Source organism: Pseudomonas sp. (genome assembly GCF_050739935.1).
Classification (GTDB): domain Bacteria; phylum Pseudomonadota; class Gammaproteobacteria; order Pseudomonadales; family Pseudomonadaceae; genus Aquipseudomonas.
Map to the genome: position 1 here is coordinate 20,192 of NZ_JBOICF010000053.1, position 14,113 is coordinate 34,304.

Consider the following 14,113-nt stretch of genomic DNA (forward strand, 5'->3'; position numbering starts at 1 on the left):
ATGTTGAACCTTGGATGTTTTCTGCATTTCTTAACGACGATGCCGCCAAAAAAGCGCCAAAAGGTTTTCACTTCCCTGGTTCAACACTTTTCACTTCTGCAATTGCGCATCGAGACGTAAAGACTCGGCTAATCATTGACCAAGGCCTGTCCCAACACCGCCTCTCTCAACGCACGACCGAGTACCTGCCCAAAACCGATGGCACCTTCGAACGCACGCAAACCCTGTCGGACGGCACCGGTCAGCAGCAACTGAAACTGAGCCAACGTCTGGATTCGAACGGCCGCGTGGTGAGCAGCGAGCGTGTCGTCGGCGATGAAACACGCACGTACAACCTCGAGCGTGACGCCCTTGGCCGAGTCACCCGGATAACGCGACCTGACGGCACCCTCATCGAACGGACCTATCACGGTTTCAGCGACCAGATCACCGAACTTAAGATGGGTGGCAAGGTGGTGGTCACCCAGAAAATGCTCAACGATTCCACGTTGCAATCGCGCAACGTCGGCAGCCGGACCTACACCTTCGATGACGACACAGTGACCCTGCCCGACAAAACGCGTTTGCGCACGCAAGTCGATGCCGAGGGGGTCCAATGGGGCGCAGGCGACAGCGCCGTGGCCAGCCTGACGCGCAACGAGGGTGTCACCACCGTGGCGTCGGGCAGCACCGCAAACGACATTTGGAAGTACAGCTTTACCCAGCCCCGCCTGCCTGGCCGTATCAAGGAGGCGCAAACCACACCGCGCGGCGAATCGCAAAGTGTCGAGTGGCGAAGCCTGCGGGGCACCACCGTGGCTACGCTGCGCGGCGACGGCCATTGGCAGCGCGGTTTCGTCGATAACGAAGGACGTGTCCTGCGTACTTGTCAGGAGCATGAGGACGTGGCCTACCGCTACAACACATTGGGTCAACTGCAATCGCGTCAGGTCCAGGCACTGAAGGCCGGCGAGCAATGGCAGGTGCTCAGCGAGCACAATCAGTTTGGCCAGGAGGTGACCCGGACCTTCTTGCACAACGGGGCGTCGCGCTTCGAGCAACGCATGACCTGGCGCGGAGACGGTCGCCTGGCGAGCAAGGCGAGTTACGAGGGAGGCCTGCTCAGGTCCACTGAATGTTTCAGCTACGACGAACTCGATCGACTACAACGCTACACCTGCGATGCCAACGATGCCGCGCATTGTCCTGAAGACGCCGATGGCAAGGCGGTCAAGGCGCAAGTATTCACTTGGGACACGCTGGACAACCTCGTCAGCTGCGTGACCACAGGCTTCGATGATTCCGTTGTGACCCGGGCGTTCAGCTATGACGACAGCACCGATCCTACGCGCATGACTGCGATACGGCGCGGTTCCGGGCCCCAAGCCCTGATCTGGAGCGATAATGGCTACCTCAAGGCCGCTGAAACCCACGGCCCCACGTTCGCCTATAACGCCTGCGGCCAGTTGAGCAAGGTCAGCGATGCCAATGATGTGCTGCTGGCACGCTATGAGTACGACGGCTATCAACGCTTGGCGGCGCAGTACGTCAAGGCGGATGAGAGCATCCGTGAACTGCGCTACGACGGTGATGAGCTGATTGGCGAAGTCTGGTTCGACAAGGACAGGGCCATTACCCGTCGCACCAGCATCTCGGCCGGGCTTGCCGAGTACGACGGGGAGCAGGTGCGTTGGCTGATCGATGATCCGCAGGTCGGCGTCGCCGGGCAGGTCAAGGATGGCGAGCTCAGGCTGGCGCCGTTGTTGCCGTTCGGCGAGGGCGCAGTGGTGGAGGAGGTGGTCGTCGGCTATAACGGAATGCGCCGCGACCCGGTCACCGGCCAATACCATGCCGGCAATGGCTACCGCAGTTACGATCCGACGCTGTGCCGTTACGCCCAGCCGGATTGGCTGGCCCCGGTCGGTGAGGGCGGTCACAACCCCTATCAACACTGCCCGGACCCGATCAACCTGCATGACCCCAGTGGCGCGATCATGCTCAGCCGCTGGGAGCAGAATCTGGTCTTGCAGAACCTCGACCAGGAACTCCAGGATACCCAGGCCATGGAGGTCGGTGGCAAATGGCGCGGGCTGGCTCTGTCGTTGGTGTTGACGGTTGTAGGCGTCGTTGCAACGGTTTTTTCCGGAGGAACGGCCTCCATGTTGCTGTTTGGTGCGTTGACGGCACTGAGTGTGGCTTCGTTCGGGCTGGAGGTGGCTTCGGTGCTGACCGCAGAGTCCAATCCCGAACTGTCCAAGGCCCTTGGTATTGCGTCGATGGCCGTGGGTATATTGTCCGCAGCCTGTTTCATGGGGACGATCAAGGCGGGCGTCAGTCTGCTCAAGCAGACGATCAGCGCGGTCGGACGTACGGTGCGTCTGATAGGGCGCGGGGCAAAAGCGATCGGTCGCAGCTTTGTCCGATTCTTCAAAGGTCAAGGACGTCTCACCCAAGTCTACAAAGCCCAACTGGGCGCCACGCGCCTGCCTTTGCGGATGCGCCTGCGCGCACTGATGCGCAATGTCGGCGATTACCTTGATGCCCCTGCCGCACCACTTCAGCCGATGCCCACCTACGACAGAAGTGGCTGGGTCGGTAAGCTGAGAAGCTATTGGGACGGCCCGGACCCTCTAAACCTGACAGGGCAGCCGGCCAGGCTTTACGCGTGGGCCAACCGTTCGCGTTTCGCCTCCAAGGTCAATGAAATCGAAGGGTTGATAATCGAGGCCAATATCCTGCGAGGAATGGAGGAGTCGTCCGTAGCGTTGGCGCAAGGGGATGATTCCTCCTCCATCAGCTTGCGGACGCGCACCAGTCTTCGCGGCGATAACCCTTACAAGCCGCGTGATGTCAGGCCTCGATATGATGTCTGGGCGGCACTTGGATTGAGCGGCTGATCAATTGCCGTTCTCGGACGACAGCAAGTCAGCGGCCATTGCTGTTGGGATATTCACATGGGCTGCATCAACGAAACGAAGGTGATGATCATGAGTCAGTTCACAGGGAAAGTGGTGAAGCGAAACCTCGAACAAAAATTCGGTTGGATCGAATACGGCCTAGGAAACGAAGCTGATGTTGACCAGATTTATTTCGTGTGGGATTCGAACGAGCGGGGAGAGCTTCCGGATATAGGTGCAAGTGTGACGTTCACCAGGGAGCCTGACCCGGAGAAGGAGGGTAGCTACATCGCCAGGAAGGTCAAGGTCAACGAGCGCGTGGATATGTTGGGTAGGGGGGCATGACCGGTCAGGCATAACGTCGGCCGGTCATCATCCACATCGTTGTACAAAACGGCGCTGGAGCTGAAAGAGGTGATCATGATCGGCCACTCCACCGGCGGCGGCGAGGTGGCGCGCTATATCGGTCGTCACGGCACATCCCGGGTCGCCAAGGCGGTGCTGATCGGCACCGTTCGACCGCTGATGCTGAAAACCGCCGCGAACTCCGAAGGCCGGCCGATCGACATGTTCGATGGCATCCGCGCGGGCTTCACCGCCGACCGCTCGCAATGCTTCAAGGATCTGGCCGTGTCGTTCTTCGGCTTCAACCGCGAAGGCGCGAAAACCTCCCAGGGTGCCATCGATTCGTTATGGTCCAGCAGCATGCTCGGCAGCATCAAGGGCGAGTTCGCCTGCATCAAGGCGTTCTCGGAAACCGACTTCACTAAAGACCTGAAAGATCGATGTGCCGACCTTGATCCTGCACGGCGACGACGACCAGATCGTGCCGATCGTGGCCTCCGGCTACAAGAGCCACGAACGGGTCAAAGGCTCGACCTGCATGTGGTCAAGGTTGGGTCCCATGGCATGCATACCGTGGAGCCGGCTGAGATCAACGACATCCTGCTGGGGTTCATCAAAGAGTGATGGCAGGCGCTCCGGCCGTCATTTATGCGCGTGATGTCCTGTGAGACGCCGATAACTGTAGGAACGAATTCATTCGCGATACGGATTCTCAGGCGATGTATTTCTATCGGCTGAACCCGCCAATCGCGAATGAATTCGCTCCCACAGATACGGGGCCCCCGATTATGCTTCGCTACATCCTCCTTCGCCGCCTGCGGCCAACCGCCGAGTGCGAGAGAGGTCGACACTGCCGCCCGCGCATCATTGGCGTGCAACTGCGCCAGTTGATCCCGCGAGACCAGCAACTGCCGGCCATTCTGAAAGTGATGGGAAGGTGCTGTGTCAGCTAAAGCTGTGAGAGGGTGCAAAGGCTCGTTACACTGGCCCAATCGTCACGGGAGATCTGAGATGACTGAGCAGCTTTATGTACCCGAAACCCTGACCCGCGCCGAGGTCGATGAACTGGTTGGCGCCAGCGTCATCGAGTTCGGCACCAACTGGTGCGGTCACTGCAACGCGGCGCAACCTTTGATCGGCAAGGTCATCGCCGATTACCCGCAGGTGCGCCGCCTGAAGGTGGAGGACGGCAGCGGACGAAGGTTGGGGCGTTCGTTCAGGGTGAAGCTCTGGCCCACGCTGGTGTTCATGCGAGATGGCCAGGAGATAAGCCGGTTGGTGCGACCGACCAAAGTCAGTGATATCGAGGAGGCGTTTGAATTGCTGGTGCGGGAGGGGTGACTCCCGGGTCGCTGGCTGTCCGCCGGAGCACCGCTTGCCGGCGGTGGCGTACTTGAGATCGCCACCGCCGGCAAGCCGTGCTGCGACTGCATTTACCCACCCGTCATATTCATGAACCGCACCACCTGCACGTCATCGTTGATCTCAAAGTTGTGCTTGTAGGGCTTGAGTTTCATGGCGTCGACGATGGCTTTTTCCAGCTTTTCGGGTTGGCCGGGGTTAGCGCGTAGAGTGGCTTTGAGGTCGGCGGAGTGTTCGTTGCCCAGGCATAGCAGCAGGCGTCCTTCGACGGTGACGCGCACGCGGTTGCAGGTGGCGCAGAAGTTGTGGCTGTGGGGCGAGATGAAGCCGACACGGATGTTCGGTGCTTCGGCCAGGCGCCAGTAGCGCGACGGGCCCTGGGTCGATTCGGTGGAGTTGATCAGGGTGTAGCGTTCGGCGATGCGTTCGCGCACCTGGTCGCTGGAGAAGAAGGATTCGGCGCGGCTGTGCTCGCTGATCAGGCCCAGCGGCATTTCCTCGATGAAAGTGATGTCCAGGCCGCGATCGATGGCGAACGCCACCAGGTCGTTGATCTCGTGATCGTTGCGGCCCTGCATCACCACGCAGTTGAGCTTGGTGTGGGTGAAGCCGGCAGCGTTGGCGGCATCGATACCGGCGATGACCTTGTTCAGGTCGCCGGTGCGGGTCAGTTCCTTGAAGCGCGCAGGGTCGAGGCTGTCCAGGCTGACATTCAGACGTTTGAGCCCGGCGTCGAACAACGGCGCCGCGAGCTTTTCCAGCTGTGAGCCATTGGTGGTCATGCACAGTTCGCGAAGGCCGGGCAGGGCCGCGATGTTTTTGCACAGCCCTACGATGCCCGCACGTACCAGCGGCTCGCCACCGGTCAGACGGATCTTTTTCGTACCCAGCGCAACGAAGCGCTCGGCGATCTGCTGGATCTCTTCGAGAGAAAGAATCTGCTGGCGCGGCAGAAACGTCATGTCTTCCGCCATGCAGTACACGCAGCGGAAATCACAGCGATCGGTCACCGACATACGAACGTAATCGACTTTGCGTGAATACCCGTCTATCAGGACTCGATCGGACATTGTTTCCTCGACAGCGTGCTGCGTGGCAGAAGCGAATCGCGTGCCTGTTGATTAGAGTGGCACGCGCGTGAATCGTTAAATCTTTTGGCTAACCGGTTGCTTGATGCGTGCAGCGTCTTCGTCGGTGACCGAAGCCTGTGCAGCCTTCGAATAGGAAACGTAATACGCCAGCCCGACGAAAATTGCACCACCTACCGCGTTACCGAGGAATACGGCGAAGAAGTTCTCGATGAAATCGACCCAGGTCAGCGCATCGGCAAAGATCGCGGCCGGGATCACAAACATGTTCGCCACCACGTGCTGAAAGCCAATGGCGACGAACGCCATGATCGGGAACCACATGCCGAGAATCTTGCCGGTGACATCCTTGCTCGCGTAGGACAGCCACACCGCCAGGCATACCAACCAGTTGCAGCCTATCCCGGAGATGAACGCCTGAGCGAAATCGGCGCTGGCCTTGGCCTTGGCGATAGCCAGCGTCTTGGCCAAAAAGGCGCCTTCGGTCAGGCCCAGCACATGACCGAAGAAATACGCGATGAACAACGCGCCGAGCAGGTTGGCGAGAGTGACCAGTATCCAGTTACGGGCAACCGCGCCTGCGGAAATGCGTCCGGCGAACATCGCGCTCGGCAGGGTCATCATGTTGCCCGTCAGCAGCTCGCCACCGGCCAGAATCGTCAGAATAAGGCCGATCGGGAACACCGCTGCGCCCAGCAAATTGCCCAGCGAGGCCCATGGCCCAGGAATCATGGTGCTGACATGGATGTCCAGCAGGAAACCCAGGGCGATGAACGCACCGGCAAGAAAACCCAGAACCACAATCGAAAGGGTGGGCAAATGCGATTTCTTCACACCGGCTTCGACGGTGATTTCAGCGATTTGTTGGGGCGTATTGATGGACATGTTCTTATCGACTCGCACGCAAGGGTCGGCACCACGACACGAAGTCGCGGACCACGCAATTTTCGGGTAGGTATTCAAGCGTCCGGTCTTGATGCGCGAACGTGTCAGCGGACACGGCGCCAATCCATTTGAAAGGCAACGATGTGCGACTTTTGGCCGCAACTCAGGCGCAGCCAGAAATACGTGATCAGTTGATGAGCAAGCTACCTATCTGGCGCTAGAGCGTCCAATCGCTTGTTCCGATGAATTCATCGACAGGCTCTATCGGTTCACTTTTTATCTTGCGCCATGCTGCGCTCATAGCGTTCCAGCAGCGGCTGGATACTGATGCCGTGCAGCAGGATACTCAGTGCGACCACCGACAGCGTCAGTCCGATGATGGTTTGCACGGCATCCATGGGCAGGCCGTGGGACAGCGCATAGCACAAGTAATACAGAGTGCCGATGCCGCGGATGCCGAACCAGCCCACCAACGCTTTTTGCGGCCGAGTCAACAGACGGCCACTGATCAGCAACCAAACGCTTAATGGTCGGATCACGCAGAACAGTGCCAGTCCCAGCCCGACCGCGCGCCAGTCCCAGTAGAAGGCGATGGCAGCGCCGAGCAGGGTGATCAGCAGCACTTCCATGGCCCGCTCCACGAGACTGCCGAACGCCAGCATGTCGCCCATCATGACGCCCGCAGCCAACTGTGAATCGCTGAGTTCTTCACGGCTCGCGACTGTCGCGGCTTGCGGGTCGGTGTGCATGTGTCCCAATACCGGTTTGGCGACATGCTCGGCGGGGACGTCCGAGTGCGTGGTGCGCACCTCGGCCTGACGCAGCCCGAAGCCCGCTGCGAATACCGAAAGAAACCCGAACGCGCCCAAGCCTTCTGCGGTGACATAGGCGATGGCGATCAATGCCAGAGCCAGAAAGTCATTGGGGGAGCTGGTGCTGTCGGCATTCTTGATGCGCAGATAAATCATCAGATGGCCCACGCCGCGGCCCAGGCCATAGCCCAGCAACAGACCCACCGGCACGCCCCACAGGATGTTCTTCAACAGCCAGCCCTGAACCCAACTGAAATCCGCGGAGCCGTGACTGAGAAACAGCAGGGCGAAAATGACGAAGGGGAAAGCGGTCCCGTCGTTGAGCCCGGCCTCGCCCGACAGGCCGAAGCGCACGCGGTCGAAGTCCTGAGCGTTGTTGACCTGCACCAGCCCGGCCAGTACCGGGTCGGTGGGAGAAAGCATGGCTCCCAGCAGCAGCGACATCGGCCATGAGAGATCGAGCAGATAGTGCGTTGCCACGCAAACGCCGATGATGGTGGCGAGCATGACCGGCATTGCCAGAAGATACGCCGAACGCCAGACAGAGCGGTGCAGCGGCAGACGCAGCTTGATGCCGGTATTGAACAGAGAGAACAGCACGGCGGCTTCGGTGAGGCGTTCCAGCCAGTGGCGTGATTCGCGGATGTCCACCTGAACAAGGTCCAGACCCCAGGGCCCCATGCATGCCCCGAACGCCAGGCACACCGCGGACGTGGTGACCGGCATCCAGCGCAGATAAGAAGAAGTCAGTGCCAGCAGCATTAGCAGGACACCGAGCACAGTCATGCAAAGAATGAAACTCATCCGGCCTCGATATGCGTAGTGGGGTTGGGTAGCGTTAGTCGTATGACTATGGAGGCGGGGGATAGTTGAAGGAATGTTTAATTAATCAACACAATGGGCGTAGCGTCGGGTAAATCCCGCCACGCCGCAGACGCTCTGGAGTCTCCAGCGTGCCGGAATTTGGCACAAACACCCACGAACTACTGCAGGAGCCGGCTTGTTGGCGAACGCGGCGGGGTGAGCAACGCATCTGCAACTGACAGGAAGACGCCATCGCCGACAGCCCTGCCGCAAGAGGCGCCGTGCTGTGCAACAGTGTTCAGCCTAACTGCCGGAATACCAGCGCCTTCAGTCCTCCATCCGGCTCGATGTCGGCAAACTCTGGCGGGTTGTCCAGCCGCTGTTCGAAGCGTAACCCCGGCGCTTCCCGCATCACGCCCTCGATCAGAAAATCCGCGCCCATTGCCGGGTCGTTCATGCACGCCAGCACCGTGCCTTCGTCGCTCAACAGTTCCGGCAGTTTGCGCAGCACCCGCTGGTAATCCTTGGTCAGCAGAAAGCTGCCTTTCTGAAAAGACGGTGGGTCGATGATCACCAAATCGTACGGCCCACCGCTTTTCACTTTGCCCCAGGATTTGAACAATTCATGCCCCAGAAAGCTCACCTTGCTCAGGTCATGACCATTGAGACGATGGTTGTCGCGACCCCGGCTCAACGCCGCGCGGGACATGTCCAGGTTGACCACGCGCTGTGCGCCACCGGCGATCGCGGCCACGGAAAAACCGCAGGTATAGGCGAACAGGTTCAACACGCGCTTGCCGGACGCATTGGCGCGCACCCAGTCCCGGCCGTAACGCATGTCGAGAAACAGCCCAGTGTTCTGCTTCTTGCCGAAATCCACCAGGTAGCGCAAGCCGCCTTCAGTCAGCGTCCATTCGTCCGGCATCTCGCCCAGCAGCGCTTCAGTGTGGCTGTCGGGCAGGTAGCGATGTTGCAGCAGTAGGGTGTGTGCCTGTGTCTGTTGCCAGACTTCACCGTGTGCGAGGTCGAGCAGCAACCGTTTCAGGGCTTCGAGCTCATCGGTCGCAGGCTCCTTGAACAACGACACCAGTACCACGCCTTGCATCCAGTCGACGGTCAGCTGTTCAAGTCCCGGCCAGCGGCGCCCACGGCCGTGAAACAGGCGGCGGGTTTCCGCAGGCGCAGGGGTGAGGGCGGCGAGCAGGTGCTCATTGAGGGTGGTCAGCGCGTCGGAATTCATCGGGTGGCGGCGGGTCAGCAGTGAGAAGGGCGGCATTCTAAACCCAAATGTGGGTGGTGAATGATTATCCTGTGGACCCAACAGAAGATCGCAATCTCAAGAAGACCGCTCATGACCCACACGCTAATCCTGCGCGACGCCCATGAAGACGACATGCCCGCTGTACAGGCCATCTACGCTCATCACGTGCTCCACGGCACCGCCAGCTTCGAACTGGAACCGCCGACTCTTGAACAGATGCTTCAACGTCGCGCGGATGTCTGTGCCAGCAACCTGCCTTACGTAGTCGCCGAACGCGACGGCGAGGTCGTTGGTTATGGCTACGCGACGCTTTACCGGCCGCGTCCGGCCTATCGCTTCACAGTCGAGGATTCGGTCTACGTGCGCGAAGGCATGGCAGGGATGGGGATCGGACAGGCGCTGTTGGAACTCGTCATCAAGCGCTGCGTCGAGGGCGGGCGTCGGCAGATGGTGGCGATCATCGGCAACAGCGAAAACGTCGCCTCGATCCGGCTGCATGAGCGCCTGGGTTTCCGCAAGGTCGGCGTGTTCGAGTCGGTGGGTTTCAAGCATGGGCGTTGGCTCGACACCGTGATCATGCAGCGCGAACTGGGCGAGGGAGCTGGCAATCTGCCGGGGTGAGACATCGCCTTACGCCAGGGACCGTTTGCCCTCGATGCCTGTCCATGACTGAATGCGTTTGGCGTCAGGCACCGTACTGTTACGCGCACAACAATTCTCTTTATCGCGCCGATATTTGAATCCGAAGCGAGGCAGGCATAAGCTTCGCGCCATTGATAACGCCCAGACCTCTTTGGTCTGGTGTTTTTCGCGAATCTTCGATCAGGAATTGCCATGACTAGTCTGTTTCCCGCCGCTCGTCCACGCCGCCTGCGCAGCAACGAACACTTGCGCGCGCTGTTTCAGGAAACCGAATTCACCCTCAATGATCTGGTGCTGCCAATCTTCGTTGAGGAAGAGGTCGACGACTTCGTGCCGATCAACAGCATGCCGGGCGTAAGCCGCATTCCGGAGTCGAAGCTGGCTCAGGAAATCGAGCGCTATGCCCGCGCGGGTATCAAGTCGGTGATGACGTTCGGCGTCTCCCATCACCTGGACGCCAGCGGCAGTGACACCTGGCAGGAAAACGGTCTGGTGTCGCGCATCTCGCGCACCATCAAGGACGCGGTGCCGGAAATGGTCGTGATGTCCGACACCTGCTTCTGCGAATACACCGACCACGGCCACTGCGGCGTGATGCACGGCGCCCACGTCGACAACGATGCGACCATCGAGAACCTTGGCAAGCAAGCGGTGATGGCCGCTCGCGCCGGTGCCGATGTGATCGCGCCGTCGGCGGCGATGGATGGTCAGGTCAGGGCAATTCGCGCCGCGCTGGATGCCGCCGGTTTCACCCAGACGCCGATCATGGCGTACTCGACCAAATTCGCCTCATCGCTCTACGGACCGTTTCGTGAAGCGGGCGGTTCGGCGCTCAAGGGCGATCGCAAAACTTACCAGATGAACCCGATGAACCGCCGCGAAGCCCTGCGCGAATCGCTGCTGGACGAGGCCGAAGGCGCCGATGCGTTGATGGTCAAGCCAGCGGGCGCGTATCTGGACATCATCCGTGACATCCGCGAGGCCTCGAACCTGCCACTGGCGGCGTATCAGGTCAGCGGCGAATACGCGATGATCAAGTTCGGCGCACAGGCCGGCGCCATCGACGAAGCGCGCGTGGTGCGTGAAAGCCTCGGCGCGATCAAGCGCGCTGGCGCGGATCTGATCTTCACCTATTTCGCGATGGATCTGGCGTTGAGCGGGATCTGAGTCCGACGTAAAACCGGCTTGCTGCAGGCAGCGGTCGGACGAGGTCGGCGTTTGAATCGATATCCATATGGCTGACCCACCGCGATCCTCGGTAGGAGCCGGCTTGCTGGCGAACGCGGCGGGTCAGCCATGGATGTCGACTGACACTACGCCGTTCGCCAGTAAGCCGGCTCCTGCAGGTTTGGCGGTGTTTCAGACAGACATTTGCGCTACACCTGCCACTGCTTGCTCGCCTCGGTGAGCATTTCATGGATCAATACCCCAAAACGCTGACTCAACAGACTCTGTGGCCGGTCTTCGGGCAGCATCAGGTAGGTCGAGAAGCGAATGGCCGGGTTGAATGGCCGGGTTTCGATGCCCATGTGCAGGTACTCCCGCGCCACCATCGGGCTGACGATACTCACGCCCAGACCTAACGCCACCAACGAACACACGGTCGCCGCATAGGGCGTTTCCAGGCTCAACTTGCGGTATTCCTTGTCAGCGGCGAACGCCCGATCCACCCGGGTGCGCGAGCCGTCATTCTGCGACAGCGAAATGAACTCCTCGCCATACACATCCTTTGGCCCCACTGTCTCCAATGCCGCGAGCCGATGCCCCTTGGGAAACACGCAAACCCCCGGCACATCGCAGATTTTTTGCGTGCGCACGCCTGGCATTTCCTCGCCGACATACGACGCCAGCCCAAGATGACAGAACTGCGATGCGGCCCAGTGCGCGACCATCGGCGAATCGCTGGTGTGGATCGAAATAGCGACGTCGGGATTCTCGTGGCGAAACCGTTGAATCACCCTCGGCAGCACCGTCAGCGACAGCGACGGCACGGCGGCAATCCGCAACTGGCCAGTGCCGCCACGACGGATGGTCTGCGCTGATTTTTCCAGGCTCTGCAAACCGATGAAGGCGCGCTCGACATCGGCGAACAACGCAGCCCCTTCGTCGGTCGGCAACAGGCGCCCGCCAACCCGTTCGAACAGTTTGAAACCACTGCCGCGCTCCAGTTGGGCGATCAGGCGGCTGATGTTGGGTTGCGAGGTGTGCAGCGACTCGGCTGCAGCGGTCATCGAGCCGCTCAACATCACGGCACGGAAGGCTTCGACTTGTTTGAAGTTCATGACAGGCCATATCAATTCGGTATGGATGACCAATGTATTGTCATTTGTTGGCATGAGCCAGAGGCTTTATAACTGTTTTCGACATCGACGGTTCCGCGCAGACGGACGCGATGCCCAAGCGCACTTCAATCGCCAACACCGCGCTGCAGTCCCCGCTGTTTTCTGCCCTTGAAATCGTTGCGCGGTATCGCGTCGTGCGCCGCCGCGCTGGTAGTTACCAGGAGGCATCATGTCGTATTCGTTGAAAACTCTCGTTCGTGCCATGGCTCTCTCATGTGTCTCCCTGGCGGGTCTGGCGCAGGTTCACGCCGCCGATCTGCCGCCGGTTCCCGATGAAATAAAAGAGGCAGGGCAACTGCGTGCCGGTGTGCGCTGCGACCAGCCGCCTTATGGCTTCCAGAACGGCAACGGCGAATTCGCCGGCGTCGAGGTCGAGATGTCCAAACAGATCGCCCTGTGGGCGCTGGGCTCCAAGGATAAGGTGACCTTCACCTGCGTCACCGCTGAAAACCGCGTGCCGCAACTGTTGGGGCGCAAGGTCGGCTTCCTCATCGCGACCCTGGGCGTCACCCCGGAACGCCAGCGCGTGATCGACTTCACCACGCCCTACCGCTGGGGCGCCAGTGACGTGGTGGTGAAGAAAGACAGTCCGATCAAGTCGATCAAGGACCTCAATGGCAGGACCCTGGCCACGCTGAAGGGCTCGGTTCAGGCCAAGTGGTTCGAGGACCACATGCCCGAGGTCAAGACCTTACGCATGAACAGCGCTGCCGACGCCTTGCAGACCTTCCGCCAGGGCCGCGCCGATGCGTACACCCATGACGCCGCAACGCTGGTGGTGGTTGCCGCCAACGACAGCGATGCGCGGCTGATCAACGAGCCTTTCCAGATCTCCGACGCCGCCATTGGCGTGCGCAAGAACGACGAGCAGTTCCGCGACTACCTCAGCGCCGCCGTGGCGAAGATGCACGAGGAAAAACTGTTCAGCGGATGGGTGCGGCAGTACGTCCCGGAAAATATCCAGAGCTACTACCTGAGCGTATTCGAGCAGGCCAAACCTGCTGAAAAACTCTGACCGGGCGCCGTCATGGATTTCGATTACAGCTACCTGCTGGCGCAATGGCCGGCGCTGCTCGATGGCGTGTTGATGACGCTGCGGGTCTCGCTGCTGGCCATCGCATTTTCCCTGCTGATCGGCATTCTCGGTGGCGCGGCACGGGTGATGCGGGTGCCGGTGCTGGCGCAGATCGTGGCGTTGTACGTAGAGCTGATTCGCAACACGCCAATTCTGGTGCAGTTGTTTTTCATCTTCTATGGCCTGCCCGCGATCGGCCTTGAGCTGTCGCTGTTCTGGTCGGGGGTGTTCTGTCTTTCGCTATGGGCGGGGGCATACCAGGTCGAAAACATCCGCGGCGGGCTGGCAACGGTCGAACACGGGATGCGCGAAGCGAGCATGGCCCTGAGCCTCAAGCCCAGCCATTACTTCTGTCTGGTGGCGTTGCCGATTGCCTTTCGCACCAGTCTGCCGGCGGTGCTCAACACCGCGATCTCGCTGCTGAAGAACTCGTCGTACTTGCAGGCGATTGGCTTGGCTGAACTGACGTTCGTGGCGGTGGATCGCATTGCCACGGATTTCCGCGCCATCGAAATGTTCAGCGCGATCTGTGTGATGTACCTGGCATTGGTTGCGATTCTGGCGCTGGGCACCGGGCGTCTCTCGGCCCACCTGCAACGTCCCTTCCGGCAGTGAGGCCTC

13 protein-coding genes are annotated in these 14,113 nt (G+C 60.2%); 8 read left to right on the forward strand and 5 right to left on the reverse strand.

The window, feature by feature from the left end:
- Positions 1 to 14: 14 nt before the first annotated feature.
- The 4 genes from ACRER8_RS09220 (at position 15) to ACRER8_RS09235 (ending at position 4,562) form a co-directional block, all read left to right on the forward strand.
- The gene (locus ACRER8_RS09220) at positions 15 to 2,876 is read left to right on the forward strand and encodes an RHS repeat-associated core domain-containing protein (protein WP_431746021.1); all 2,862 of its coding nucleotides are present in this window, start codon (positions 15 to 17) and stop codon (positions 2,874 to 2,876) included.
- Positions 2,877 to 2,966: 90 nt separating this feature from the next.
- Positions 2,967 to 3,221, forward strand: a complete 255-nt coding sequence (locus ACRER8_RS09225) for a hypothetical protein (RefSeq protein ID WP_431746022.1) — start codon at positions 2,967 to 2,969, stop codon at positions 3,219 to 3,221.
- A 39-nt stretch (positions 3,222 to 3,260) separates the two neighbouring features.
- On the forward strand, positions 3,261 to 3,845 hold the full coding sequence (locus ACRER8_RS09230) for an alpha/beta fold hydrolase (protein ID WP_431746023.1): 585 nt from the start codon (positions 3,261 to 3,263) through the stop codon (positions 3,843 to 3,845).
- Positions 3,846 to 4,232: 387 nt separating this feature from the next.
- A complete protein-coding gene (locus tag ACRER8_RS09235) occupies positions 4,233 to 4,562 on the forward strand; it encodes a thioredoxin family protein (RefSeq protein WP_431746024.1) in 330 nt (109 codons plus the stop codon).
- A 92-nt stretch (positions 4,563 to 4,654) separates the two neighbouring features.
- On the opposite strand, the gene moaA is transcribed toward ACRER8_RS09235, so the two are convergent.
- The 4 genes from moaA to ACRER8_RS09255 all read right to left on the reverse strand — a co-directional run bounded on the left by moaA (position 4,655) and on the right by ACRER8_RS09255 (position 9,412).
- The gene (gene moaA / locus ACRER8_RS09240) at positions 4,655 to 5,653 is read right to left on the reverse strand and encodes a GTP 3',8-cyclase MoaA (RefSeq protein WP_431746025.1); all 999 of its coding nucleotides are present in this window, start codon (positions 5,651 to 5,653) and stop codon (positions 4,655 to 4,657) included.
- A 75-nt stretch (positions 5,654 to 5,728) separates the two neighbouring features.
- Positions 5,729 to 6,556 carry a formate/nitrite transporter family protein gene (locus tag ACRER8_RS09245; protein ID WP_431746026.1) on the reverse strand — a complete coding sequence of 276 codons (828 nt, stop codon included), beginning with the start codon at positions 6,554 to 6,556 and terminating at the stop codon, positions 5,729 to 5,731.
- Positions 6,557 to 6,825: 269 nt separating this feature from the next.
- The gene (locus ACRER8_RS09250; protein ID WP_431746027.1) at positions 6,826 to 8,172 is read right to left on the reverse strand and encodes a cation:proton antiporter; all 1,347 of its coding nucleotides are present in this window, start codon (positions 8,170 to 8,172) and stop codon (positions 6,826 to 6,828) included.
- A 298-nt stretch (positions 8,173 to 8,470) separates the two neighbouring features.
- On the reverse strand, positions 8,471 to 9,412 hold the full coding sequence (locus ACRER8_RS09255; protein ID WP_431746073.1) for a class I SAM-dependent methyltransferase: 942 nt from the start codon (positions 9,410 to 9,412) through the stop codon (positions 8,471 to 8,473).
- A gap of 111 nt (positions 9,413 to 9,523) precedes the next feature.
- Here ACRER8_RS09255 and ACRER8_RS09260 point away from each other — a divergent pair, with 111 nt between their 5' ends.
- Together ACRER8_RS09260 and hemB are read left to right on the forward strand one after the other, a co-directional pair.
- Positions 9,524 to 10,054 carry an N-acetyltransferase family protein gene (locus tag ACRER8_RS09260; RefSeq protein ID WP_431746028.1) on the forward strand — a complete coding sequence of 177 codons (531 nt, stop codon included), beginning with the start codon at positions 9,524 to 9,526 and terminating at the stop codon, positions 10,052 to 10,054.
- 213 nt (positions 10,055 to 10,267) lie between these two features.
- Entirely contained in the window at positions 10,268 to 11,242 is a 975-nt protein-coding gene (gene hemB / locus ACRER8_RS09265) for a porphobilinogen synthase (RefSeq protein WP_431746029.1), read from the forward strand.
- Between the two features lie 209 nt (positions 11,243 to 11,451).
- Here the strand turns inward: hemB and ACRER8_RS09270 are convergent, their stop codons facing one another.
- The gene (locus ACRER8_RS09270) at positions 11,452 to 12,357 is read right to left on the reverse strand and encodes a LysR substrate-binding domain-containing protein (protein ID WP_431746030.1); all 906 of its coding nucleotides are present in this window, start codon (positions 12,355 to 12,357) and stop codon (positions 11,452 to 11,454) included.
- A gap of 229 nt (positions 12,358 to 12,586) precedes the next feature.
- Here ACRER8_RS09270 and ACRER8_RS09275 point away from each other — a divergent pair, with 229 nt between their 5' ends.
- Positions 12,587 to 13,432, forward strand: coding sequence for a transporter substrate-binding domain-containing protein (locus ACRER8_RS09275; RefSeq protein WP_431746031.1), 846 nt, complete (start codon positions 12,587 to 12,589; stop codon positions 13,430 to 13,432).
- A 12-nt stretch (positions 13,433 to 13,444) separates the two neighbouring features.
- Positions 13,445 to 14,107, forward strand: a complete 663-nt coding sequence (locus tag ACRER8_RS09280) for an amino acid ABC transporter permease (protein WP_431746032.1) — start codon at positions 13,445 to 13,447, stop codon at positions 14,105 to 14,107.
- Positions 14,108 to 14,113 lie beyond the last annotated feature (6 nt).

Coding starts and splice junctions, on each gene's coding strand:
- ACRER8_RS09270 (WP_431746030.1), bottom strand. CDS start 12,357: ATGAACTTCAAACAAGTCGAAGCCTTCCGTGCCGTGATGTTGAGCGGC.
- ACRER8_RS09225 (WP_431746022.1), top strand. CDS start 2,967: ATGAGTCAGTTCACAGGGAAAGTGGTGAAGCGAAACCTCGAACAAAAA.
- ACRER8_RS09245 (WP_431746026.1), bottom strand. CDS start 6,556: ATGTCCATCAATACGCCCCAACAAATCGCTGAAATCACCGTCGAAGCC.
- ACRER8_RS09260 (WP_431746028.1), top strand. CDS start 9,524: ATGACCCACACGCTAATCCTGCGCGACGCCCATGAAGACGACATGCCC.
- ACRER8_RS09255 (WP_431746073.1), bottom strand. CDS start 9,412: ATGAATTCCGACGCGCTGACCACCCTCAATGAGCACCTGCTCGCCGCC.
- ACRER8_RS09275 (WP_431746031.1), top strand. CDS start 12,587: ATGTCGTATTCGTTGAAAACTCTCGTTCGTGCCATGGCTCTCTCATGT.
- ACRER8_RS09280 (WP_431746032.1), top strand. CDS start 13,445: ATGGATTTCGATTACAGCTACCTGCTGGCGCAATGGCCGGCGCTGCTC.
- moaA (WP_431746025.1), bottom strand. CDS start 5,653: ATGTCCGATCGAGTCCTGATAGACGGGTATTCACGCAAAGTCGATTAC.
- hemB (WP_431746029.1), top strand. CDS start 10,268: ATGACTAGTCTGTTTCCCGCCGCTCGTCCACGCCGCCTGCGCAGCAAC.
- ACRER8_RS09250 (WP_431746027.1), bottom strand. CDS start 8,172: ATGAGTTTCATTCTTTGCATGACTGTGCTCGGTGTCCTGCTAATGCTG.
- ACRER8_RS09235 (WP_431746024.1), top strand. CDS start 4,233: ATGACTGAGCAGCTTTATGTACCCGAAACCCTGACCCGCGCCGAGGTC.
- ACRER8_RS09220 (WP_431746021.1), top strand. CDS start 15: ATGTTTTCTGCATTTCTTAACGACGATGCCGCCAAAAAAGCGCCAAAA.